The following is a 21,662-nucleotide window of genomic DNA, read 5'->3' on the forward strand; positions in this document are numbered from 1 at the left end:
CGGTGGGCAAGCAGATAGGCCTCATGGTGAGTCACGAGTGGATATACCGCCATGTGGCCGCCGACAAAGCCCGGGGTGGCCAGTTGTACCGCCATCTGCGCCAGGGCCACAAGCGCTACCGCAAGGGGGCGAGCAGCCTGCGTTCTCCCATCAAGGAAGCCCGCTCTATTGATGAACGGCCGGCTATCGTCGATAGCCGGGAGCGGCTCGGTGATTGGGAGGCGGACACGGTGCTGGGCAAGCAAGGCACAGGTGCACTGGTCACCCTGGTGGAGCGCAAGAGCCGGCTCTATCTGGTCAAGCGGGTCGCGAGCAAACAGGCTGGGGTGGTGCGGGATGCGATAATCGAGATGTTAACGCCCTACATCGAGCAGGTGCATACCATCACCTTTGACAACGGCGGCGAGTTTGCCGAACACAAGGCGATAGAGGAAGCGCTGGGTGCCGAGACTTACTTTGCGCACCCTTACTCTTCGTGGGAGCGCGGTCTGAACGAGAACAGCAATGGGCTGTTGAGGCAGTTTATCCCAAAGGGAACAGACCTGAGAGAGGTCACGGACGAGGATGTCAGGAGAGCGGAGCAGTGGCTCAACCTACGACCTCGGAAATGTCTCGGATTCAGGCAGCCTGTCAAGGTATTCGAAGAGTACCGTCAGGCGGCATAGGCGAGTGTCGCACTTCGAAGTTGAATTCGCGGAGTAATTCATGGCAGCCTATTCCCCTCCCTTCACCTTGACCCATGCCATGTTGAGTCGAGTGGCGGAGATCGCCGAGTTGGTGGGGCAGTGGCGGTTTGCTCAGAGCTCCCAGGTGCCGATGCTGCGTCGGGAGAACAGGATCCGTACTATCCAAGCCTCCTTGGCGATTGAGCACAATACCCTGAGTGTTGAGCAGGTGACGGCAGTGATTGAGGGGAAGACGGTACTCGGGCTTCCACGGGAAATCCAAGAAGTCCGTAATGCGTTTGCGGCCTATGAAGCAATGCCTGATTGGGATCCAGCTTCAGCTGATGATTTACTTGGTGCTCATGGACTCCTGATGCGTGGACTCTGTGATGATGCGGGTTACTGGCGTAGCGGTGGTGTAGGTATCTATCGAGGCGAGCAGTTGGTGCATATGGCTCCCCCTGCTAACCAGGTCCCTCGTCTGATGGAACACCTATTGACCTGGCTGGCTGAGACCGAGGCTCATCCGCTGATCGCTTCCTGTGCCTTGCATTATGAGTTGGAGTTTATTCATCCATTTGCGGATGGAAATGGTCGGATGGGGCGTTTATGGCAGGCGGTGATTTTGAGTCGCTGGCAGCCTGTAATGGCTTTCTTACCAGTGGAGACGGTGATCAACGCTCGGCAAGATCACTACTATCAGCAGCTAAGTCAGGCTGACAGTCGCAGTGATTGTACCGAGTTCATCCTCTTTTTATTGGAAGCGCTGCGCGATGCGCTGGCCCAGGCGATTGCGGTTCAACCAGCAGCAGTATCACCTCATCAGAAGAAAATGCGGGTAGAAATGAGGGTGGAAACGCAGGTAGAAAAGCGGGTCAAAACACCCCAGGCCATCTTGGCGGAACTGGCGGCTGAGCCGACCATAACGCTCAAGCAAGTTGCAGAGCGGATTGGCAAGTCGACCAGTACAGTGGAGAGAGCTGTGGCCGTGCTTGTCAAAGACGGGCGATTGCGCTTTGTTGGGCCGCGTAAGAGCGGACATTGGGAGGTATTGGATCCTGACGCGTCAACCATCTAGCCCCGCAACTAACAGACTCAGGACTACCTCGCCACCGGCAGGTCCTCCCAGCGGGTGGTGTAGCAGGGGCTCAAGTGCTCTTGTCGTATCATCCACTCAGGCGACCCAGTGCCTTGGCTGGCAAAGCCTACGCGCCCCAATCCCTTGGCTTTGATCTGGTCCATCACTGCCATCAGCGCATCTGATTGAGCGGAGGACGGGGCAAAGAGATCTGCCTGTTGTTGCCCCTTGGGGGTGAACTCACTCAGCATGACGCCCCCCTTCTGATAACGGTAACCGTCGCGCCAAATCTGCGGTAGCAGCACGTTCACTTGCTGCAGCAGCAACCGGGTATCATCGCTAGGGCAGACCAGCCGGACGCCAGCCTGCTCACTGTAGTAAGGCGCTCGTTCGTCAAAGGGGCTGGTTCGCACGAACAGGTGCACCCGCTGGCAACACATCCCCTCGGCCCGCAGCTTCTCGGCTGCGCGAGCCATAAAGCCTGACAACGCTTGGGCCATTTCTCCACGGTCAGTCACGCGCTCACCAAAGGAACGGCTCGAGAGGATCTGCAGCTTCGCCGCCGGTTCAACGGTCAGCTCTGCGCAAGGCAGGCCACGCAGCTCCTGTACGATCCGCTCGACCACCACGCCGTATTGGGCGCGTAACCCTTTGGCATCGCTAGCCACCAGGTCAGCCACGGTGTTGATGCCTTGTGCCACCAACTTAGCGCCCAAGCGCCGTCCTATGCCCCACACCTCATCCACCGGGGTGATAGCCATCAGCCGGGCACGGCGCAGCTCGTCACGCAAGTCCACGACGCCGCCCGTGGCAGGCCACTTCTTGGCTGCATAATTGGCCAGCTTGGCGAGGGTCTTGGTGGGGCCGATCCCAACCCCTACCGTTAGGCCGGTCCACTGCCACACTCGCTGCCGGATCTGTTGCCCATAGGCTGTCAGGTCCCCGGCAAACGACTCCGACAACGCCATGAACGCTTCATCGATGGAGTAGACCTCCAGCTCGGGGGCCATGGTCTCCAACGTGCTCATCACCCTGCCAGACATATCGCCATAGAGCGCGTAGTTGGAGCTGAATGCCACACCGCCATGCGCCTCGAACTGCTCGCGGATCTTGAAGTAGGGCCCGGCCATCTTGATACCCATCGCCTTGGCTTCGGGGCTGCGCGACACCACGCATCCATCGTTGTTGGAGAGCACAACGATCGGGCGGCCACGCAGCTCAGGGCGAAACAGCCGCTCACAGCTGGCGTAGAAGTTGTTTACATCAACGAGCGCTATAGCCATCACGCTGTCTCAGATTGCCAATCACATGGGTGACCACTCCGAACAACTCCAGGGAGAGACTCATACAAGGGTCGATAGGCGCGAACGCCGGATTGGCTGGCAGCAGCCGCAACCTCGGCTTGAGCTGCAAGGTCTTTACCGTGAAGCCGCCATCGAGTAGTGCAATCACCACATCACCATGGCGAGGGGTGAGGCTCTTATCGACCACCAGCAAGTCACCGGGAAAGATGCCGACCCCGGTCATGCTCTCCCCCTCGGCACGCAGATAGAAGGTTGCTGCAGGGTGCGACACGCAGTGGGTGTTAAGGTCCAACTTCCCTTCCAGATAGTCGCTGGCTGGGCTGGGAAAGCCGCAAGAGGCGCGGTGCAAGAACAGCGGGATGGTCACCTCGGCGGGTGATGGGTCTGGGGTTAACAGCTTCATGGTAATAACGCCTGTGTTTATATACAGGCATTATAGCGCGCCACCTTTGAACCAGCGCAAGTCCCGCATGCCACTGATGGCGTACCATGGCGCCAACAAATAACAAAGAGGTCAGTATGAGTCACAATCTGTGTGCCCTACCGAAAGAGCAGCAAGAACGGGTCGAGGTCGAGAAGGCTGCCGCATATGCCGTATGGAAAGAGCGCAACGGTCACTTGGCCAGCGCAGAAAGCGAAGCAAGCCAGCATAAGGGTGAGCTGGGCAGCTACTTTCTTGAGCAAGTGGGTAAATACAAACGAGGTTAATTATCTCAAGCTGGACTGAACGCGCCTCAGTGGACGTCTTGCCATCACGCATCCGCCTGAAAACACGACATGTTAAAAACCTCAGTATCGAGGCTGAGCGGCTGGCCCGGTATAGTCAATCGAGTTCACGTCAGAGGAGAGATGCAATGAGTCACCAACCCGGCTTTTGGTTAGCGACACGCCAGTGGTCGCTGGCCGCACTGCTGCTGAGCCTAACGCCGCAAGTCGTGTTTGCAGCCGACTGCACCTATCGAAAAGATGCATTGGGCCATACCCGCTATCAATGTGACGATGGCAAGCAGGGCACCTTACGTGAGGATGCGCTTGGCAACATCAAAGACTCGGGAACCGGAACGACCTGGCGTAAGGACGCGCTCGGCAATCTTAAGAGGAGCGATGGCACTACCTATCGGCAAGACGCGCTGGGCAATATTCGCGGCAGCAATGCCAAAACCGGTGAACGGGTGACATGGCGTGAAGATGCACTTGGTCAGTTGCGTGCATCTGATGGCACCGTCTGTCGAACCAACGCGCTGGGGCAACTCAAATGCCGTGGCGAGAGCACACCGCCGGCCTTGCTGGAAGGCAAATGATGGCTTTTGCAGCAAACGATCTGCCTATCCGTCACTGATGTGATATCCACCATGGTTGCCACGGGGTCAAGTGGGTAAACTCGTTGGCAATCTCTGGCGTGCTCACCCGTATGGGTGCAAACAATCGCCTCTTTTCGTTTTCCATGCGCCCTTGGCGCAAACTGACTCTTATTGGAACCCTTTCCATGGCTATCAAGAAAAACGAACTCTACTCCTCCCTGTGGGCCAGTTGCGATGAACTGCGCGGTGGCATGGACGCCTCCCAGTACAAGGACTATGTGCTGACCCTGCTGTTTGTGAAGTACGTTTCCGACAAGGCCAAGGGCAACCCCTACGCCATGATTGAGGTGCCGCAAGGGGCCAGCTTTGACGACATGGTGGCGCGCAAGGGCGACAAGAATATCGGCGAGGCGATCAACCTCACCATCTCGGCGCTGGCCGAAGCCAATGATCTCAAGGGCGTGATCGACATCGCCGATTTCAATGATGAAGACAAGCTGGGCAAGGGCAAGGAGATGATCGACCGCCTGACCAAGCTGATCGGCATCTTTGAGGGGCTGGATCTCTCCGCCAACCGCACCGAGGGTGATGATCTGCTAGGTGATGCCTACGAATACCTGATGCGCCACTTTGCCACCGAGTCGGGTAAGTCCAAGGGGCAGTTCTATACCCCGGCCGAGGTGTCGCGCATTCTAGCCAAGGTGATCGGCATCAGCCGCCAGACACCGCAAAATGCCACCGTCTACGACCCCACCTGTGGCTCCGGCTCTTTGCTGCTCAAGGCCAGTGACGAGGCTGGCCCCAAGGGGCTCACCATCTACGGTCAGGAGATGGATAACGCCACCAGCGCCCTGGCGCGCATGAACATGATCCTGCACGACAATCCGACCGCCAAGATCTGGAAGGGCAATACCCTGGCCGCGCCCCAGTGGAAGGAGGGCAACAACCAGCTCAAGAGCTTCGACTTTGCCGTGGCCAACCCGCCGTTTTCCAACAAGAACTGGACCAGCGGTCTGGATGCCGAGCACGATGAGTTTGGCCGCTTTGTCTGGGGCATACCGCCGGAGAAAAATGGCGATTACGCCTTCTTGCTGCACATCATCAAGAGCCTCAACAGCCGTGGCAAGGGGGCGGTGATCCTGCCCCACGGCGTGCTGTTTCGCGGCAATGCCGAGGCGCGCATCCGCGAGAATCTGCTCAAACAAGGCTTTATCAAGGGCATTATCGGCCTGCCTGCCAACCTCTTCTACGGCACCGGCATTCCGGCCTGCATCATCGTCATCGACAAGGAGACGGCGCACCAGCGCGCCATCCAGGCCAACGGCTATACCAGTCAGAGCCTGTTTATGATCGATGCCAGTAAAGGCTTTATCAAAGATGGCAACAAGAACCGGCTGCGCGAGCAGGACATCCACAAGATCGTCGATACCTTTACCCGTGAGCAGGTAATTCCCCGTTACAGCCGCGCCGTGCCGCTCTCCGAGATCGCCGCCAACGACTACAACCTGAATATTCCGCGCTATATCGATGCCAGCGAGGCCGAAGATCTGCACGATCTGGCCGCCCACCTTAAAGGCGGCATTCCCAATCGGGATATCGACGCCCTGGGCGCTTACTGGCAGGTGTTCCCGACCCTGCGGGCCGATCTGTTTGCTCCGGCCCATGCCGGTTATAGCCATGGGTTGGTGGATGCCGCCAAGGTCAAGGGCACCATACTGGCGCACCCCGAGTTTGTCCGTTTTGCATCTGCTTCACTCGAACCCTTCTCGCGCTGGTTTACCGAGTGCCACCTGCCGGAGATAAAGCCGGGCGAATCGCCCAAGGCATTGATTGAGGAGATCAGCGAATCGCTGCTCGCCGCCTATGCGCCGCTGCCGCTGCTGGATAACTACGATATCTACCAGCTGCTGCTGGACTACTGGCACGCCGTGATGCAGGACGATGTCTATGTGCTCTGCCAGGATGGCTGGGCGGCGGGCAAGGTGCTGCGCGAGCTTAAAGTCGACAAGGGCGAAAAGCTTAAAGAGACGCCGGATCTGGTGCTGGGCAAGAGCAAATACAAGGCCGAGCTGCTGCCGCCAGCCTTGCTGGTGGCCCGCTTCTTTAGCGATGAGCAGGCTGACATCGACGCCCTGCAGGCCGCCGCGGATGAGGCAAGCCAAGCCTTGGAAAGCTATCTGGAAGAGCAGGGCGGCGAGGAGGGGCTGCTGAGTGACGCCGCCAACGACGCAGGCAAGATCAACGCCGCCAGCCTGAAGGCGCGGCTCAAGCAGGCCAGCGATGCCGATGAAAAATCGGCGCTAAAAACCGCCATCAAGCTGTTCGAAGCCGAAAGCAGTGCTAAAAAGGCGGTAAAAGAAGCACAAGAGGCGCTGGATCGGACGGTGGTTGCCCGTTACCCCAAGCTGACAGAGAGTGAGATCAAGCAACTGCTGGTGGAGGATAAGTGGCGCGCCAGCTTGCAAGCGGCCATCGAGGCGGAGATTGAGCGCATCACCCAGCAACTGGCCAACCGCGTCAAAGAGTTGGAGGGGCGCTACAGCGCCACCCTGCCACAACTGACCCAGCAGGTCGCCGCTCTGGAGGCCAAGGTGGCCGCCCATTTGAAGAGCATGGGGTTGGAGTGGGCATAATGGCAGAGCAGATGATGCAGGAGACAGCAGGCAAGGCGATCCCGGCGGGCTATAAGCAGACCGAGGTGGGGGTTATTCCCGAGGATTGGAGTTTTTATCGGCTTGGTGACCTTGAACCATATATTACAAGTGGTTCCAGAGGGTGGGCTAAATTTTACTCAAAGCATGGTGATGTTTTCGTCAGGATCACGAACATGTCTAGAGAGTCTATATATTTAGACTTGAAAGATATTTGTTATGTAATGATTGATGCTGCTTCATCAGAAGGAAAACGTACATCTCTCGAAGAAGGAGATGTTCTTGTTTCAATCACAGCAGATATAGGGATTTGCTCCTATATAGATTCATCTTTAGATAAGCCTGCCTTTATTAACCAACATATTGCATTGATTCGTTTTAATCATGCCAAGATTAATTCGAAGTTTATAGCCTATTATTTATCATCTCATCAAATACAAAAATTATTCAAAGGTTCAACTGATCAAGGGGCAAAAGCAGGAATGAACCTTGATGCTGTCAGAATGATTAAGACTGCTTTGCCAACGTTACAAGAACAAACCGCCATTGCCAATGTGCTGTCGGATAGCGATGCGCTGATCGATGCGCTGGAGCAGCTGATCGCCAAGAAGCAGGCCATCAAGAGCGCCACCATGCAGCAACTGCTGACCGGCCGCACCCGCCTACCCGCCTTCGCCCTGCGCCCCGATGGCACCCCCAAAGGCTATAAACCCAGCGAACTGGGAGAAATCCCGGAGGATTGGGAGGTTGTGTCACTTGGAGATGCGAGCCAATTTATTAATGGTCGAGCTTACGCTTTACACGAATGGGAATCGTCCGGAGTACCCGTCATTAGATTGCAAAATCTGACTGGGAGGGGAGATGAATATTATTATTCAAATTTGCAACTTCCAGAAAGGCAGTATTGCGATTTTGGAGACCTTCTATTTATGTGGTCGGCAACATTTGGACCCGTAATATGGAAAGGAAGCAAGGCTATTTATCATTATCACATTTGGAAAATTGAATGTAAGAGTGGCAATAATAAAGCATTCTTGTTCTATTTGCTGGGTGATATGACTGAGAGGTTAAAGAATAGTTCTTCGAGTGGCGGCACAATGTTGCATGTCACAAAGGAGAAAATGGAGTCAACAAAATCCATTTTCCCATCGATTGAAGAACAAACCGCCATCGCCACTATTTTATCCGATATGGATAACGAGCTGCAGGCGTTAACCCAAAAGCTGGAGAAGGCCCGCGCCCTGAAGCAAGGCATGATGCAGCAACTGCTGACCGGCAAAATTCGCCTGCCGCTGGCGGTGGGGGCATAGACGGGGGCATGAGTGCAGCCCAACCAGATGACCACCTCTGCCGCTGTCTCTTATACACCTCTCTGGTCGATTGGTGAGATAAATGCCGAAAAGCTTCGAACAGCTCCTCCCCCTGCAAAGGGGGAGGTTGGGAGGGGGTGGCTTTTGATGTTTCACAAGCTAAAAAGCAAACCCCACCCCAACCCTCCCCTTGAAAAAAGGGGAGGGAGCCTCAGCTTCCCTAGATATCTCATTAAAGGGATGGGAGTTGTGTATAAGAGTTAGCCTCTGCCGCGAGTCTGGCCACCGAGCCCACCCGGCCGCAGATTTGCTTGAGCGTTGCTTGACCGTTGTTTGACTGGGGTGGTTGTTAATTGGCGCGATAGATGTTTATCTATCTGAAAATAAAGAGATACTTTTATTGTGAGTTGTTTGATGGCGTGCACAGCGGCCACCCGATTTTTGTATGCGGATGGGGTCATTCGCCCATGCTCAGCAATATTCACTCAGGGCGCGGTGTTCCCTGGCGTGACAATGATGAAATCCTGATCCTGGTTTCCAGCCTGCATCGCATGGCTGAACTGGGGCTACCGTTTGTGTTTACCGATAGCCATGCCTATTACCAGTGGGCCAATTTCTATGCCGATCTTGGCGATCTGGGGCGGATTGACTGGCCACTGTTGCAGTGCCGTGATTTCAAGCGTGATGCGGACGATTTGAGCAAGCTGGAACGCTATCAGGCCGAGGCCTTGCTCCATCAACATTGCCCCATCGAGGCGTTGCTGGGTGTGGTGTGTTACAACGAAGAGATAAAGAACCGCGTGGAACAATGCATGAATCGTGTGGGGGTCGCGCGCCCCGTCTATGTCCGTGATGGGTGGTATTTCAGATGATTCGATATACAACAGGCAATCTGCTGGATGCTCCGGTGGAAGCGCTGGTGAATACCGTCAACACCGTCGGTGTCATGGGCAAGGGGATCGCCTTGATGTTCAAGGAGCGGTTCCCGGCCAATATGCGCGCCTATGCCGAGGCGTGCAAACAGGGTGATGTCGTCACCGGCAAGATGTTTATTACCCAGACGGGTGAGCTGCTGGGGCCGCGCTGGATCGTCAACTTTCCGACCAAGCAGCACTGGCGCAATCCGGCACAGATGGCGTGGATCCAGGAGGGTTTGCAGGATCTGCGGGCCTGGTTACAGGCGCAGCAGGTCTCTTCGATTGCCATTCCGCCGCTGGGGGCTGGCAACGGTGGTCTGCCTTGGCCTGAGGTCAAACAGGCGATCGAAACGGCACTGGGCGATCTGGATATCGATATCCTGCTCTATGAGCCCAGTCGCCAATACCAAAATGTGGCCAAGCGCGGCGGGGTGGCGGAGCTGACTCCGGCTCGGGCCCTGATTGCTGAACTGGTACGTCGCTACTGGTTTTTAGGGATGGAGTGCAGCTTGCTGGAGATCCAGAAACTAGCCTGGTTTCTGGCGCGGGTCATTGGCCGCAACCCGCTGGGGGATCCGTTGCAGTTGCAGTTTAAGGCCCATCGTTATGGCCCTTATGCCAACAATCTGACCCATCTGCTCAATGCGATGGACGGCAGTTATCTGCAGTCCGACAAGCGCATCCCGGATAGCAAGCCGTTTGATGTCATCTGGTTTAATGAGGCGAAAAAACAAGAGCTTGCCGTTTATCTCCAGACCGAGGCCAAAGCATTTTTACCGATACTGGAGCAGACGACCGCGTTAATCGATGGTTTTGAGTCGCCCTATGGCATGGAGTTATTGGCCACGGTCGATTGGTTGATAGCCGAAGAGGGCTGTGCGCCGACGCTGAGCGCGCTGCGAGAGGGGTTGCATCGCTGGCCAGCGGGAACCCCGTGGGGTGAGCGCAAGGCGCGGCTGTTTGATGATCGCAGTCTGCAGATCGCCTTGACCCGTTTGCAGCAGGGATTGGTGTAACGAAGTGGGTATAACGAATAGCAGCGGCTGCGCGGTTGTCGCGGCGGCTTGAGAGAATAACAGGGATAGAGAGCATGATTTCAGTCGGCCAACGGGAGCGGGCAACCCAGAACCGCGTCATCAAGTTATTTCAAGCGGAGCTGGGCTATCGCTATCTGGGGGATTGGCATACACGGGAGAACAACCGCAATGTCGAGCCGGAGCTGCTGACCGCTTGGCTGGTGGGGCGTGGAGTGGACGCGGCGCTGATCCCTAAGGTTCTCAGGCAACTGGATCGGGCGGCGAGCCTGGGCGAAGGGCGCCTCCTCTATGATGCCAACAAGGAGGTCTATCGCCTGCTTCGTTATGGCGTGAAAGAAAAAGTCGGGGCAGGCGAGCAGAACCAGACTGTCTGGTTGATCGACTGGGCCAATCCGCAGGCCAACGACTTTGCCATAGCCGAAGAGGTGACGGTCAAAGGCGAGCATAAGAAACGGCCGGATCTGGTGCTCTATGTCAACGGCATTGCCCTTGGCGTCATTGAACTCAAGCGATCCACTGTCTCTGTCTCTGAAGGTATCCACCAGAACCTGGATAACCAGAAGAAGGATTTTATCCGTAACTTCTTCACCACCATGCAGTTGGTGATGGCGGGCAACGACACCCAAGGGGTGCGCTACGGCACTATCGAAACCCACGAGAAATACTATCTGGAGTGGAAAGAGCCAGCCGATCCAATCCATTCCGACCATGTCGATCTGCCGGGTGCCAATCTGCTGGACCAGCATCTGACGCAGTTGTGCAGTAAGGCGCGCTTTCTGGAGCTGATCCACGACTTTATCGTGTTTGATGCGGGCACCAAGAAAACCTGCCGCCATAACCAGTATTTCGGCATCCGTGCCGCCAAGGCTTATATCCGCCGCCGGGATGGCGGCATCATCTGGCACACCCAAGGCAGCGGCAAGAGCCTGACCATGGTCTGGCTGGCCAAGTGGATCCGCGAAAATGTGACCGACAGCCGTGTGCTTATCATCACCGACCGCACTGAACTCGATGAGCAGATCGAGAAGGTATTCAGTGGGGTGGAAGAGGAGATCCTGCGCACCAAAAGCGGTGCCGATCTGGTGACCCGTCTGCATGCCCATAACCCTTGGCTTATCTGCTCGCTGGTACACAAGTTCGGTCGCACGCCTGAAGGCGAGTCGGATGACGAAGATGATGGCAGCTCGGATGACTTTATTGCTGATATGCGCCGCAGTTTGCCCTCGGACTTCAGCCCCAAGGGGCAGCTGTTTGTGTTTGTCGATGAGTGTCACCGCACCCAGTCTGGCAAGTTGCATGGGGCTATGAAGAGCCTGTTGCCGGAGGCGCTGTTTATCGGTTTTACCGGCACGCCGCTGATGAAGTTGGACAAGAAAAAATCCATCGAAATATTCGGCCCTTACATTCACACCTACAAGTTCAACGAGGCGGTGAGTGATGGCGTGGTGCTGGATCTGCGCTACGAGGCGCGGGATATCGATCAGCGGGTCAAATCCCAGAAAAAAGTGGATGAGTGGTTCGATACCAAGACCAAGGATCTCTCGCGGCTGGGCAAGCAGCAGCTTAAACAGAAGTGGGCCTCAATGCAGAAGCTGCTCTCCAGTCGTTCGCGGCTGGAGCAGATAGTGGCCGATATTCTGCTCGACTTCGAGCGCAAGCCCCGGCTGGCCGATGGTCGTGGCAATGCCATGCTGGTCTGCGCCAGCGTCTATCAAGCGTGCAAAAGTTACGAGATGTTCAGCCAGGCCGGTTTTGCTGGCAAGTGCGCCATCGTCACCAGTTACCAACCCAATGCCAGCGAGATCAAGGGCGAGGAGACGGGCGAGGGGCTGACGGAGAAGCTGGCCAAGTACAACATCTATCGCAAGATGCTGGCCGACTATTTCGAGCAGCCGGAGGATGAGGCGGCTAAGCGGGTCGAAGAGTTTGAAAAACTGGTCAAGCAGCGTTTTATCAAAGAGCCGGGCCAGATGCGGCTGCTCATTGTCGTGGATAAGCTGCTGACCGGTTTTGATGCCCCCTCTGCCACCTACCTCTATATCGACAAGAAGATGGCTGATCACAACCTGTTCCAAGCCATCTGTCGGGTGAATCGGCTGGATGGTGACGACAAGGAGTACGGCTACATCATCGATTACAAAGACCTGTTCAAGTCGCTGGAGAAGACGGTCAACGACTATACGGCCGAGGCCTTCGCGGGTTATGACAAAGAGGATGTGGCCGGGCTGCTCAAGGATCGACTGGCCCAGGCCAAAGAGGATCTGGATAACGCTCTGGAAGCCGTCCGTGCCTTGTGTGAGCCGGTGAAGGCGCCCAAGTCGCAACTCGATTATCAGCATTATTTCTGTTGTGAGCCGGGAGCCGATGAAGAGACGTTGAGCGAGAAAGAGGCATTGCGGCTGACCCTCTATCAGTTGGTGGCCAAGTTGATCCGCGCCTTTACCAATCTGGCCGGTGAGCTGGAGGAGGCGGGTTACAGCGCCTCGCAGGCCGCCTCGATTAAGCAGGAGGTCGAACACTTCGCCAAGGTCCGGGATGAGATCAAGCTGGCCAGTGGTGATCTGGTGGATATGAAGCAGTTCGAGCCGGGCATGCGCCAGATGCTGGATCTGTGGGTGGATGCCGACCCCAGCGAGACGCTGATGGACTTTGAGGAGCTGGGGCTGCTGGAGCTCATTATCCAGCGCGGCCCCGAGGCGCTGGATGGGTTGCCCAAGGAGATGCGCGACAATCAGGAGTCGATGGCCGAGGCGATTGAAAACAACGTGCGCCGGACCATCGTCGATGAGAACCCGGTCAACCCCAAATACTACGAGAGGATGTCGGTGCTGCTCGATGAGCTGATCGATCTGCGCCGCCAGCAGGCCATCTCCTATCAGGAGTATCTGGAAAAGGTCCGCGAGCTGGCCAAGCAGGTGAAATATCCACAGAGCCATAGCCAGAGCGCCTACCCAGAGAGCATAGACACGGCAGCCAAACGGGCACTCTATGACAATCTGGGCAAGGATGAGCTGCTGGTGGCCAGGATTGATACCGCCGTGCGTTATACCAAGAAGGCCGATTGGTATGGCGATCGCTTCAAGGAGCGGGAGATCGCGTTTGCCATTGCCGAAGAAACCAAGGGATACGATGTGACCGTTGCCGAGGTGATGGAGCTGGTGAAAGCGCAGCAGGAGTACCACTGATGCCCCTGATCACCATTGGTGAGCTCACGCTGGAGTTGCAGCATAAGGGGATCAAGAACCTGCACATCAATGTGCTGCCCCCTGATGGTCGCGTGCGCGTCTCGGCCCCGGCGTCGCTGTCACAGACGGCCATCAGAATGGCCGTGGTCAGACGCTTGCCGTGGATCCGGCAGCAACAGGCCCACTTTCAGGCGCAGCCACGTCAGAGCGAGCGCCAGATGTGCAGCGGCGAGACGCACTACCTTTGGGGACGGGGCTATCGATTGGAGGTGATCCCGGTTGAGGGAGCGCACAGCGTCAAGCTACAAGGGGGGTGGATCCGGATGCGGGTTCCCGCTCATTATGACGCCGCGAAGCGAGAAGCCTTGCTACTGGGCTGGTATCGCCAATTGCTACGCCAGCGGCTGCCGATATTGATGGCCAAGTGGCAGGCCTTGCTCAACGTCACCCCTTCGTTTGTCGGTATCAAACGGATGAAGACCATGTGGGGGAGCTGCAAAACAGATACGGCCCGCATCTGGATTAACCTCGAACTAGTCAAGAAGCCCCCTGAATGCCTGGAATTTATTGTGGTTCATGAACTGGTGCATCTGTTAGAACGCAAACATAACCAGCGATTTATCACACTGATGGATACCCATCTGCCCAACTGGCGCGAGCATCGCGAGAAGCTCAACAAGATGCCGCTGGCGTTTAACCGGTGGGGGTATTAGGGAAAAGTAGTTAGGTAAGTTTGTGGTATGGTGCCGGCAAAACCAGATTGACGCGGCTCATCTGTTGAGCGGATTACTTTGTTTTTGTTCATTCGTTATCTCGACCTGGTCAAAACACTAGGGAAAGTGCGAACAAGTATCCCACGAACAAAAAATGAAAATTTTAGTCATTTAATATCAATGGGTTACCATTAAATGCTCTCGTGCCATATGACTTATTCGCACCTTCCCCAGCTCGACCGGATGCTTCATCCGGGAAAAACGGATAAATGCCTTGATCCAGTGCAGATAGGCTTCAACGGTTGCCATCGCGTAACGCAGCATCAACATCTGCCCATAGATGCTTGCCAAAAACGGCGAATGAGGCTTGCGCATGAGTCACCTCCACATGTATATATAAACAGTATATACACGAGCAAGTCCCATTGCTGACTATGAAGAAACTTTCCGCATTTTTGCATAATCTATGCGGTACAAAAACATTGCCAAAGCGGGCTTTATCCGGGATTTTCAAGCTTCCGGTACATAGTCTCACACCAGACTATGACGACCCGATCCACCCCAAAATCACGGATAGATTCCGTACAATAAATTGTTAAGCGGTAAAGGTACTTTTGAGTAATGGCAAATAACTGGAACATACCGGACTGGCTGGAAAAAGAAGTTCGAGAGCGAGACACGGAGTGTGTCTATTGCCGCAAAGAATTTACCTCTGTGAAAGTGCTACGGAAGTCTGCGGCGAGCTGGGAGCACATCATTAACGATGCCAGCATCATTACGAGAGAAAATATTGCCTTGTGTTGCTGCGGCTGCAATGCCAGCAAAGGTCAAAAGCAGCTATCCGCATGGTTGCAAACCAAGTATTGCCAAGATCGTGGTATCACTCCGGAAACCGTAGCACCGATCATAAAACAGGCTATTGAGCGTGGCCTGTAAGTCAGCGCTTAACAAGGCGCTTAAGTTCGTTCCCGGCCTGACGGCTGTCCACCGGATGCCCTTGACAGGGCACCGCTTAGCTTGGCGTTAACCTCTGAGGAAGAATTGTGAAACTATCACTAATGGTAGCTATATCGAAGAATGGAGTTATCGGGAATGGCCCTGATATTCCATGGAGTGCCAAAGGTGAACAGCTCCTGTTTAAAGCTATTACCTATAACCAATGGCTGTTGGTTGGACGCAAGACTTTTGAATCAATGGGAGCATTACCCAACCGAAAGTATGCGGTCGTAACACGTTCAAGTTTTACATCTGACAATGAGAACGTATTGATCTTTCCATCAATTAAAGATGCTTTAACCAACCTAAAGAAAATAACGGATCATGTCATTGTTTCAGGTGGTGGGGAGATATACAAAAGCCTGATCGATCAAGTAGATACACTACATATATCTACAATAGACATCGAGCCGGAAGGTGATGTTTACTTTCCTGAAATCCCCAGCAATTTTAGGCCAGTTTTTACCCAAGACTTCGCCTCTAACATAAATTATAGTTACCAAATCTGGCAAAAGGGTTAACAAGTGGCAGCAACGGATTCGCAAACCTGTCACGCCTTTTGTACCAAAAGCCGCGCCAGGTTTGCGATCCGCTGTGCCAGGCGTTATGTGGAATAAAAAAAGGAGATGTTGTGCAAGGCACTGTAAAATGGTTTAGCTCAGAGAAGGGTTATGGCTTCATTACGTCTGAAGGCGGAGAAGATCATTACTTTAATGTTCAGAGTATCAATGGCGCATCGTTGCCATCAAATGGTGATTCGGTTCAGTTTGAGTCAAAGCCTGGAAATAAAGGACTAAGAGCAGTCAATGTCACAATTACTTCTAAAGCGCCCGCGCAAAATACTCGGCCTTCTGATGACAGAATCAATTGCCCAAGTTGTGGTAAAAAAATTGTCCCTAGAATGATTACTTATCAAGGCAGACCAGAAAGGTCGGTTTGCCCCTATTGTGCTGCAACAGTAAAAACATTCAGCAATAGTGATTGTTTCATTGCGACTGCTGTTTATGGCGATCCGTCGTGTTACCAAGTAAGACAGCTGCGGAAATATCGAGATGATACGTTATTAAATAGTGTCGTGGGCAGAGCCTTTGTGAAGACCTATTACAAAATATCACCAGCAATAGCCAACTGGTTAATTACCAAACCTACCTTATCGCGCCAAGTAAGGGTTGTTTTAAACTTTGCAGTAAAACACATAACAAACGCCTCCAGCGGACGCGCCAAAGGCGCGCGCCGCTGAGGCGAAGCGTTAGCGGCTAGGAGCACAACCCAGAGTAAGCATCATGAGAACGGACCAATACAAGCAGTGGCTCGAAAACCAGCAGTATCAAGCAGGGACAGTCACTGCCCAACTACATCGGGCAGGAAGAGTCGAAGAGTATTTTGGCGACCTTGATACGCATTACGAGACCGATAGGCTTGAAAGTGTTGTTGCGGCATTGCGCTACTCTGCAAATGACCGGCAAGTTGGTCGACCGAATCCGACGAATATTCCCATCAATGGCGATCTGTATTCGAATTTGGCATCGTACCGTGATGCCGTAAGGAGATATCGTCTATTCCGAAATGATCCCTTGTTGGCACCTGCAGATGTAATTGAAGAACCTGGAACAATCGCACGTGCAGCATTGCCCGACGAAGAAGCCACTCAACGGATTGGACTTGAGCGGGATATGCAGGCAGCTCTTCGATTGAGAATTGATCAACTGGAGCCTGGGCTTACTATCATCGATGAGGGAGCCGAACGGTCGGTAGAATCAGGTTTTATAGACATCACAGCTCGCGATCAATCAGGAGCAACTGTTGTAATTGAACTGAAAACTGGAGTTGCCGGACAGCGAGCGGTGGCTCAAATATTGAGTTACATGGGAGATATTGTGGCAGAGCAAGATGGTGCAGCGGTCAGAGGTATTCTAGTAGCCGCTGACTTTGACTCCCGAGCAAAAGCAGCTGCCAGAATGGTGCCTAGTCTTGCCTTAAGGAAGTACAGCGTAAGATTTCTTTTCTCTGATGGAGCGGAGTGATGCAAGCCGCTAACAAGGCGTTCCAACGGGACGCAATTGCCGTGTCACATCTTTTGCAAAGAGCGCAAAAGCTGCGCCACGGCAATTGCGCCCCTGAACAGCGGCGTTAGCAGCACAACCTTGGAGAAGCCTGAGTGAGATCGTTCAACGTATACGAAAAAAGCAACGGAGCCTGTAAGGCCGTAAAGAACGGCTGGTCATGGCCGGCTTTTTTCTTTGGCTCCATATGGGCACTTTGCATGCAGTTATGGCTGATAGGACTAATTTTGCTACCGGTCGAACTATTCCTACAGATGCTCATGTCCATCGCCGAGCAAATACAAAGACATGAGTCTGGCAGCTATGCTGAGACAACACAGATTATCGGAGGCGTTATAGCTCTGGTCGCCTTATTAATCCGAATAATTTTTGGCGCCTATGGGAATGCTTGGAAACGCAAGAGGCTGGAAAAGTCAAGCTATAGACTTGTCAAAACAGTTGAGGCTAGTAGCAAAGAAAATGCGATTTATTCGTATAAAGGCTCGGCATCCTAGCTGCTAACAATTCATTCAAGCCGACGCCGCTTCGCGGCGCGGCTTAATTCAGGCGTTAGGCCATAGCAGAATTCTTTTCGAGGCAATCTTCCACTGACCGAAAGTCGAAGACGGCCTGTGGATATGGTCCTGTTTCGACCCATTGCGACCATTGGAGTTCCGGTTTATTTTACCCGCTTACCGGCGCTGAAGTTATAGGTGAGACTTTTCTAAAGATTCAAGAGTGATTTTATGACTTATTCCCAGCGCGGCCTTTTGGCCGCTGTATTGATAGTCATTGGTTTTTTCTTCTGGCCACTGCTCGTGGTGGGCGGTCTAATTGCCTGGTCGGTCTACAGCGACATTCGAGATGAGCCGGAACGAAAGAGGCAGGAGGCGGAAATCGCCGCCCGCCTCAACGAACCGGTTACCGTTGAAGACATGCGCTTCACTTGCGAGTCTCCTGCGGAAGAAGCATTCTTCGATACCATGGTCTCAGCGTACAAGATGACGACGGGACCAGGTTGCATCGCTGGTAAAGGTGTCAAGTTGCGTACCCAGATCGGGCTTGGCAGACTGCACATCGGACGGGGCTCTGCATGGAGTCAATTCCGGGGAGACTTTCTAGTCGACGAGAAACTCGTGGTCGAAATCGATGGGGAAACCTGGCACGGCAGCCCCGAAGCCAAGGCCAGGGACGCCGCACGCGACGAGGTAATTCGCGCTGAGGGCTACACGGTCTTGCGCATTCCAGCAAACGTTGTTTTTAGCTCGCCTACCGAGACAGTGAGACGGGTCGAGGAGGCTCGCCACCGACTGCGCGCCACAGCTTGATACGGAAAATGAATGCGCGAGGCTGGGCAGGCCGCTGGCATCAATTGCCGGGGGCCTAACAATTCATTCAAGCCGACGCCACTTCGTGGCGCGGCTTAATTCAGGCGTTAGACCGCTCGGGGAGGTAGCCACTGACACCGCGGGCAGAGATAAGATCAAGCGCATTTTGGACAGAACAGGGGGATTCACAATGAGTAGTGAAGGGACTGCCGTGGCAGCGAAGCACACCGCGCGAGCGCCAAGTTCGTTCGGTTGGATTGTCACAACAATAGTGGCTCTTGTTGTTTTCAAGACGCTGGGTGTGGTGGCCGGTCTGGCCACATTTGGCGCGTACTACTGGCTACAGCCTAGAATCGGCACGTTTTTTGCACTGGTACTATCTGCCGTACTCGGCGTTGTTGTTGGTGTGGGCTTAGCAGTTGGGCTCGCCAGCAACTCGAACCCAGCCGTGCCATCAGGCAGCAAGGCCTCGCAAGAGCTCACACCTGCGCAGATGCCTTTGCAGAAGGTGGGTAGTCTAAGCCTCAACTACCCGTTTTCATTTACTGCAAACGAGGCCGAGGCACAGGTGATGATGTCCGGGTTGTCGGCGGAAAACCCGACCACTCCCATAGATCTCTCCGTTTACAACAGCCAGCCTTCCTGCGGCCTGGGAGAGGTGCGGCTAGTGGTTGCAACCTATCCGGCCGAACTGCAAGCAAGCGTAGATGGCGCTGCGGCGGGAGCGATATCGCGAGTTTCTGGCTTAGAAGGCATCACGAATCCGCAAACAGAGACTGTTCCGGTTGATGTGTCCGGCCTTCCCGCTAGGCTAACTTCTTTTAGTGCACAGCGCTGGGGCGGCGTACTAGGTGCTGAATTTCTTGCCGTCCTTGACGAACAGTCCAACACACTATGGCAGTTGCAGTTCATCTTCGCCAAGAACGCAACTAGCGATTACTCCACCCTTGAAGAAGCTCGGCTTTGTGCGAAACAGATTGTCAAAAGTGTCGCCGTAGAGCACAGCCTGTAGTGCGACCATTGTTGCGAAGGCCGCGGTCTAACAATTCATTCAAGCCGACGCCGCTTCGCGGCGCGGCTTAATTCAGGTGTTATGCATGTTCATTCTTTCACCAACCATTAACTACACTGGAGAAATCATGTTAAATAAAATCATAGCGTCAGCTTAGCCCAAGGGAACGTTGGATAGGCAAGGTGAATACTCAGGCCAAGGTTAAATATTCGTGGCCAAAGAGTGGCCACCTGCTCACCCTGGCAAACAGAGTTAGTCGACACCAGTGCCAGCTCAGCCCGTGAGCCTTGAATATACTGTGCCCCCTTCCAGAACCAGCACGCGACAAAATCCAGATAACCCAGCGTTTTATCATTGTTAAACACGGCCTGCATATTGGCGCGCTGTTCATCTGAACGACCTAAAGTACCTAAGTGCATATTCCGGTCGAAAATGAACACCTATTCCGGTTTAAAATGAACGCTGATTCCGGCTTGCGTGTACACCGATTCCGGACACCTCAGTGCACGTACTCTGATGTCAGGGAAGGTGAGAACAAGTACCCTCCACAACAAAACTGAAAATTTTAGTCGATTTAATTCAAATGCTTACAAAGGCGTATTTTTGTACTTGGTGACTTATTCGCACCTTCCTCAGATGAACCGTCCTGTTCCAACGTCTTGGATCCACAACTGCCGCGCTGCGCTTGGCTGCTGGCTTGTTCAGTGAGTCGAAAAGATGCCTCCCCTCAAAGCTCAGCTTCTGCTCGAAGAATCCCTGTCCGCATACTTTCCGGAAATGGTGTTCACAGATTCCGGAATCACTGTTCAACTTCACCGGAATACGCATGGATGGCTTGAGGTTGATTACAGCTCTCCCCGCTCTGCCAGCGACACCACACCCTCTGTACCGACGACCAGATGATCCAAAATCCGGATATCCACCAGTGCCAGGGCATTCTGTAGGCGCAGGGTGATCTCGATATCTGCCCGGCTGGGTTCCGGGTATCCCGACGGGTGGTTATGCACCAATATCAGGGCGGCAGCATTGTAGTGCAGTGCCCGCTTGACCACATCGCGGGGGTAGACGGTTGCAGCGGACAGGGTGCCAAGGAACAGCTCTTCATAGGCCAAGATCCGATGCTGGTTATCAAGGAACAGTGCAGCAAACACTTCGCGATCTCGTGTTTGCAGCAGTCCTTGCAGGGCTTGATGGGCCAAGTGTTTATCGGTAATAGCTTCTCCCTTGGCCAGTTTCTGCCGGGCAACAGCTTGGGCGATGGTGAGCAGGTCATCGTCGGTGACAAGGTCAGTCACCCGGTAGGTGCCGGGGATCTCCCCGGCGGTGAGTTTTTGATGCAACATGATTAGGCTCCATACGCCATCGCCCCACCGCGTTGGAGGCGGCAGGGTCGGCGAGGTGTTTGGTTAATAGGTTACTCAATGGGATGTAACAACAGGATTGGCTGGCGGCGTTCAGGCCGCCAAGGTGTGCGGGGTGTAGTCGTGCAGTGGAATGTGGTAACTGGTCGCGATCAGGTTGCCTAAGTGGGCTAGCCAGCGGCGATCCGGGTGATCGCACAGCCATTGCGCCAGTGCATCGCCCCGTTCGTTTTCATAGCGCAGATAGAGGGCATAACCGTCCACCACCTGGCCTTGGTCATGCACCACTTCAATCTGACCATCGTGTTCAAGACAAGCCTCCAGCTCGATAGCGATCATGGTATTAATCATCCTTATTCTCCTGTTGCTCAATGGGGTCACTCTCTACCCGATAGCCGCGGTGGATGCAGATGCGCTGCAGGTCAGTCAGGAAGCTTGCAAGCACGCGAGGCTGATCGGTGAGTGAGACTGGCCCTGCTTGGCAACGCCAGAAACAACTGCGCTTGGGGTCAATGCAGATCTCATCCCTCGGCTGGCTCATGGTGTGCCAGTCCTCAGCATTGGTGAGAGAGAGCAGTTGCCACTGCACGCCAGACCAGCGCACTTGTAAGGTGACTGTGCTGGCTGGTGGGCTATCCGGTGTCAGGTGCAGCAGCCAGCGCTGGCCACTGCGGGTGGGGGTTAGCTTGGCGTTGGCGGCGATTTGTCCCAACCATTGACGTGAGTAGTGGGAGAGCGCTAATTCTTGGCTCATCGTGACCT

At 54.4% G+C, this 21,662-nt stretch carries 23 protein-coding genes; 16 read left to right on the forward strand and 7 right to left on the reverse strand.

Annotation, left to right across the window (positions count from 1 at the left end; translation table 11 throughout):
• Both J9893_RS19185 and J9893_RS19190 read left to right on the forward strand, forming a co-directional pair.
• The coding region (locus tag J9893_RS19185; protein WP_151296858.1) for an IS30-like element ISAs2 family transposase at positions 1–665 on the forward strand (665 nt) is incomplete at its 5' end.
• A gap of 40 nt (positions 666–705) precedes the next feature.
• Positions 706–1,743, forward strand: coding sequence for a Fic family protein (locus tag J9893_RS19190; protein WP_210601723.1), 1,038 nt, complete (start codon positions 706–708; stop codon positions 1,741–1,743).
• A 23-nt stretch (positions 1,744–1,766) separates the two neighbouring features.
• On the opposite strand, the gene umuC is transcribed toward J9893_RS19190, so the two are convergent.
• Together umuC and umuD are read right to left on the reverse strand one after the other, a co-directional pair.
• A complete protein-coding gene (gene umuC / locus J9893_RS19195; RefSeq protein WP_210601724.1) occupies positions 1,767–3,026 on the reverse strand; it encodes a translesion error-prone DNA polymerase V subunit UmuC in 1,260 nt (419 codons plus the stop codon).
• A complete protein-coding gene (umuD, locus tag J9893_RS19200) occupies positions 3,007–3,450 on the reverse strand; it encodes a translesion error-prone DNA polymerase V autoproteolytic subunit (RefSeq protein ID WP_024941056.1) in 444 nt (147 codons plus the stop codon). The genes umuC and umuD overlap by 20 nt, the downstream gene beginning before the upstream one ends.
• Positions 3,451–3,566: 116 nt before the next feature.
• Here umuD and J9893_RS19205 point away from each other — a divergent pair, with 116 nt between their 5' ends.
• The 8 genes from J9893_RS19205 (at position 3,567) to J9893_RS19240 (ending at position 14,161) form a co-directional block, all read left to right on the forward strand.
• Positions 3,567–3,755, forward strand: coding sequence for a DUF3283 family protein (locus tag J9893_RS19205; RefSeq protein ID WP_021138010.1), 189 nt, complete (start codon positions 3,567–3,569; stop codon positions 3,753–3,755).
• Positions 3,756–3,901: 146 nt separating this feature from the next.
• A complete protein-coding gene (locus J9893_RS19210; protein WP_043852095.1) occupies positions 3,902–4,348 on the forward strand; it encodes a hypothetical protein in 447 nt (148 codons plus the stop codon).
• Between the two features lie 185 nt (positions 4,349–4,533).
• On the forward strand, positions 4,534–6,981 hold the full coding sequence (locus J9893_RS19215) for a type I restriction-modification system subunit M (RefSeq protein WP_210601725.1): 2,448 nt from the start codon (positions 4,534–4,536) through the stop codon (positions 6,979–6,981).
• A complete protein-coding gene (locus tag J9893_RS19220; protein ID WP_024941052.1) occupies positions 6,981–8,309 on the forward strand; it encodes a restriction endonuclease subunit S in 1,329 nt (442 codons plus the stop codon). Before J9893_RS19215 ends, J9893_RS19220 begins: the two co-directional genes overlap by 1 nt.
• Before the next feature lie 365 nt (positions 8,310–8,674).
• Positions 8,675–9,181, forward strand: a complete 507-nt coding sequence (locus J9893_RS19225) for a DUF4433 domain-containing protein (protein WP_232489832.1) — start codon at positions 8,675–8,677, stop codon at positions 9,179–9,181.
• Positions 9,178–10,242: a macro domain-containing protein gene (locus J9893_RS19230; RefSeq protein ID WP_024941051.1), complete on the forward strand. Its 1,065-nt coding sequence runs from the start codon at positions 9,178–9,180 to the stop codon at positions 10,240–10,242. Before J9893_RS19225 ends, J9893_RS19230 begins: the two co-directional genes overlap by 4 nt.
• Positions 10,243–10,316: 74 nt before the next feature.
• Positions 10,317–13,448: an HsdR family type I site-specific deoxyribonuclease gene (locus tag J9893_RS19235; RefSeq protein ID WP_210601726.1), complete on the forward strand. Its 3,132-nt coding sequence runs from the start codon at positions 10,317–10,319 to the stop codon at positions 13,446–13,448.
• Entirely contained in the window at positions 13,448–14,161 is a 714-nt protein-coding gene (locus J9893_RS19240; RefSeq protein ID WP_182954681.1) for a SprT family zinc-dependent metalloprotease, read from the forward strand. The genes J9893_RS19235 and J9893_RS19240 overlap by 1 nt, the downstream gene beginning before the upstream one ends.
• A gap of 177 nt (positions 14,162–14,338) precedes the next feature.
• Here the strand turns inward: J9893_RS19240 and J9893_RS19245 are convergent, their stop codons facing one another.
• Positions 14,339–14,536 (reverse strand): phage integrase N-terminal SAM-like domain-containing protein, encoded by a 198-nt coding sequence (locus tag J9893_RS19245; protein WP_210601727.1) that lies wholly within the window; start codon positions 14,534–14,536, stop codon positions 14,339–14,341.
• Between the two features lie 246 nt (positions 14,537–14,782).
• On the opposite strand from J9893_RS19245, the gene J9893_RS19250 reads away from it, so the two are divergent.
• The 6 genes from J9893_RS19250 to J9893_RS19280 all read left to right on the forward strand — a co-directional run bounded on the left by J9893_RS19250 (position 14,783) and on the right by J9893_RS19280 (position 19,539).
• Positions 14,783–15,097 carry an HNH endonuclease gene (locus J9893_RS19250; RefSeq protein ID WP_100690256.1) on the forward strand — a complete coding sequence of 105 codons (315 nt, stop codon included), beginning with the start codon at positions 14,783–14,785 and terminating at the stop codon, positions 15,095–15,097.
• A gap of 107 nt (positions 15,098–15,204) precedes the next feature.
• A complete protein-coding gene (gene dfrA1, locus J9893_RS19255) occupies positions 15,205–15,678 on the forward strand; it encodes a trimethoprim-resistant dihydrofolate reductase DfrA1 (RefSeq protein WP_000777554.1) in 474 nt (157 codons plus the stop codon).
• 110 nt (positions 15,679–15,788) lie between these two features.
• Positions 15,789–16,397, forward strand: a complete 609-nt coding sequence (locus J9893_RS19260; RefSeq protein WP_210601728.1) for a CFI-box-CTERM domain-containing protein — start codon at positions 15,789–15,791, stop codon at positions 16,395–16,397.
• Positions 16,398–16,440: 43 nt separating this feature from the next.
• Positions 16,441–17,181, forward strand: coding sequence for an endonuclease NucS domain-containing protein (locus tag J9893_RS19265; RefSeq protein ID WP_210601729.1), 741 nt, complete (start codon positions 16,441–16,443; stop codon positions 17,179–17,181).
• Between the two features lie 764 nt (positions 17,182–17,945).
• Positions 17,946–18,527, forward strand: coding sequence for a DUF559 domain-containing protein (locus J9893_RS19275; protein ID WP_043133634.1), 582 nt, complete (start codon positions 17,946–17,948; stop codon positions 18,525–18,527).
• A gap of 190 nt (positions 18,528–18,717) precedes the next feature.
• Positions 18,718–19,539: a hypothetical protein gene (locus J9893_RS19280; RefSeq protein WP_210601731.1), complete on the forward strand. Its 822-nt coding sequence runs from the start codon at positions 18,718–18,720 to the stop codon at positions 19,537–19,539.
• A 140-nt stretch (positions 19,540–19,679) separates the two neighbouring features.
• On the opposite strand, the gene J9893_RS19285 is transcribed toward J9893_RS19280, so the two are convergent.
• From J9893_RS19285 to J9893_RS19300, 4 genes are all read right to left on the reverse strand, one after another.
• Positions 19,680–19,979: a DNA methyltransferase gene (locus J9893_RS19285; RefSeq protein WP_210601732.1), complete on the reverse strand. Its 300-nt coding sequence runs from the start codon at positions 19,977–19,979 to the stop codon at positions 19,680–19,682.
• Positions 19,980–20,384: 405 nt separating this feature from the next.
• Positions 20,385–20,882: a DNA repair protein RadC gene (gene radC / locus J9893_RS19290; RefSeq protein ID WP_024941038.1), complete on the reverse strand. Its 498-nt coding sequence runs from the start codon at positions 20,880–20,882 to the stop codon at positions 20,385–20,387.
• A 111-nt stretch (positions 20,883–20,993) separates the two neighbouring features.
• The gene (locus J9893_RS19295; RefSeq protein WP_128297182.1) at positions 20,994–21,251 is read right to left on the reverse strand and encodes a hypothetical protein; all 258 of its coding nucleotides are present in this window, start codon (positions 21,249–21,251) and stop codon (positions 20,994–20,996) included.
• Positions 21,244–21,654 (reverse strand): hypothetical protein, encoded by a 411-nt coding sequence (locus tag J9893_RS19300; RefSeq protein ID WP_210601733.1) that lies wholly within the window; start codon positions 21,652–21,654, stop codon positions 21,244–21,246. The genes J9893_RS19295 and J9893_RS19300 overlap by 8 nt, the downstream gene beginning before the upstream one ends.
• Positions 21,655–21,662: the final 8 nt, after the last annotated feature.

The organism is Aeromonas sp. MaB10011B, from assembly GCF_017939325.1.
Taxonomy (GTDB): Bacteria; Pseudomonadota; Gammaproteobacteria; order Enterobacterales; family Aeromonadaceae; genus Aeromonas; species Aeromonas caviae.

What these genes read in the sequence shown, in the direction of transcription:
- J9893_RS19250 (WP_100690256.1), top strand. Translation starts at nt 14,783, where the DNA reads ATGGCAAATAACTGGAACATACCGGACTGGCTGGAAAAAGAAGTTCGA.
- J9893_RS19210 (WP_043852095.1), top strand. Translation starts at nt 3,902, where the DNA reads ATGAGTCACCAACCCGGCTTTTGGTTAGCGACACGCCAGTGGTCGCTG.
- J9893_RS19215 (WP_210601725.1), top strand. Translation starts at nt 4,534, where the DNA reads ATGGCTATCAAGAAAAACGAACTCTACTCCTCCCTGTGGGCCAGTTGC.
- J9893_RS19190 (WP_210601723.1), top strand. Translation starts at nt 706, where the DNA reads ATGGCAGCCTATTCCCCTCCCTTCACCTTGACCCATGCCATGTTGAGT.
- umuD (WP_024941056.1), bottom strand. Translation starts at nt 3,450, where the DNA reads ATGAAGCTGTTAACCCCAGACCCATCACCCGCCGAGGTGACCATCCCG.
- J9893_RS19220 (WP_024941052.1), top strand. Translation starts at nt 6,981, where the DNA reads ATGGCAGAGCAGATGATGCAGGAGACAGCAGGCAAGGCGATCCCGGCG.
- J9893_RS19240 (WP_182954681.1), top strand. Translation starts at nt 13,448, where the DNA reads ATGCCCCTGATCACCATTGGTGAGCTCACGCTGGAGTTGCAGCATAAG.
- radC (WP_024941038.1), bottom strand. Translation starts at nt 20,882, where the DNA reads ATGTTGCATCAAAAACTCACCGCCGGGGAGATCCCCGGCACCTACCGG.
- J9893_RS19235 (WP_210601726.1), top strand. Translation starts at nt 10,317, where the DNA reads ATGATTTCAGTCGGCCAACGGGAGCGGGCAACCCAGAACCGCGTCATC.
- J9893_RS19295 (WP_128297182.1), bottom strand. Translation starts at nt 21,251, where the DNA reads ATGATTAATACCATGATCGCTATCGAGCTGGAGGCTTGTCTTGAACAC.
- J9893_RS19265 (WP_210601729.1), top strand. Translation starts at nt 16,441, where the DNA reads ATGAGAACGGACCAATACAAGCAGTGGCTCGAAAACCAGCAGTATCAA.
- J9893_RS19205 (WP_021138010.1), top strand. Translation starts at nt 3,567, where the DNA reads ATGAGTCACAATCTGTGTGCCCTACCGAAAGAGCAGCAAGAACGGGTC.
- J9893_RS19280 (WP_210601731.1), top strand. Translation starts at nt 18,718, where the DNA reads ATGAGTAGTGAAGGGACTGCCGTGGCAGCGAAGCACACCGCGCGAGCG.
- umuC (WP_210601724.1), bottom strand. Translation starts at nt 3,026, where the DNA reads ATGGCTATAGCGCTCGTTGATGTAAACAACTTCTACGCCAGCTGTGAG.
- J9893_RS19300 (WP_210601733.1), bottom strand. Translation starts at nt 21,654, where the DNA reads ATGAGCCAAGAATTAGCGCTCTCCCACTACTCACGTCAATGGTTGGGA.
- J9893_RS19275 (WP_043133634.1), top strand. Translation starts at nt 17,946, where the DNA reads ATGACTTATTCCCAGCGCGGCCTTTTGGCCGCTGTATTGATAGTCATT.
- J9893_RS19245 (WP_210601727.1), bottom strand. Translation starts at nt 14,536, where the DNA reads ATGCGCAAGCCTCATTCGCCGTTTTTGGCAAGCATCTATGGGCAGATG.
- J9893_RS19230 (WP_024941051.1), top strand. Translation starts at nt 9,178, where the DNA reads ATGATTCGATATACAACAGGCAATCTGCTGGATGCTCCGGTGGAAGCG.
- J9893_RS19225 (WP_232489832.1), top strand. Translation starts at nt 8,675, where the DNA reads ATGTTTATCTATCTGAAAATAAAGAGATACTTTTATTGTGAGTTGTTT.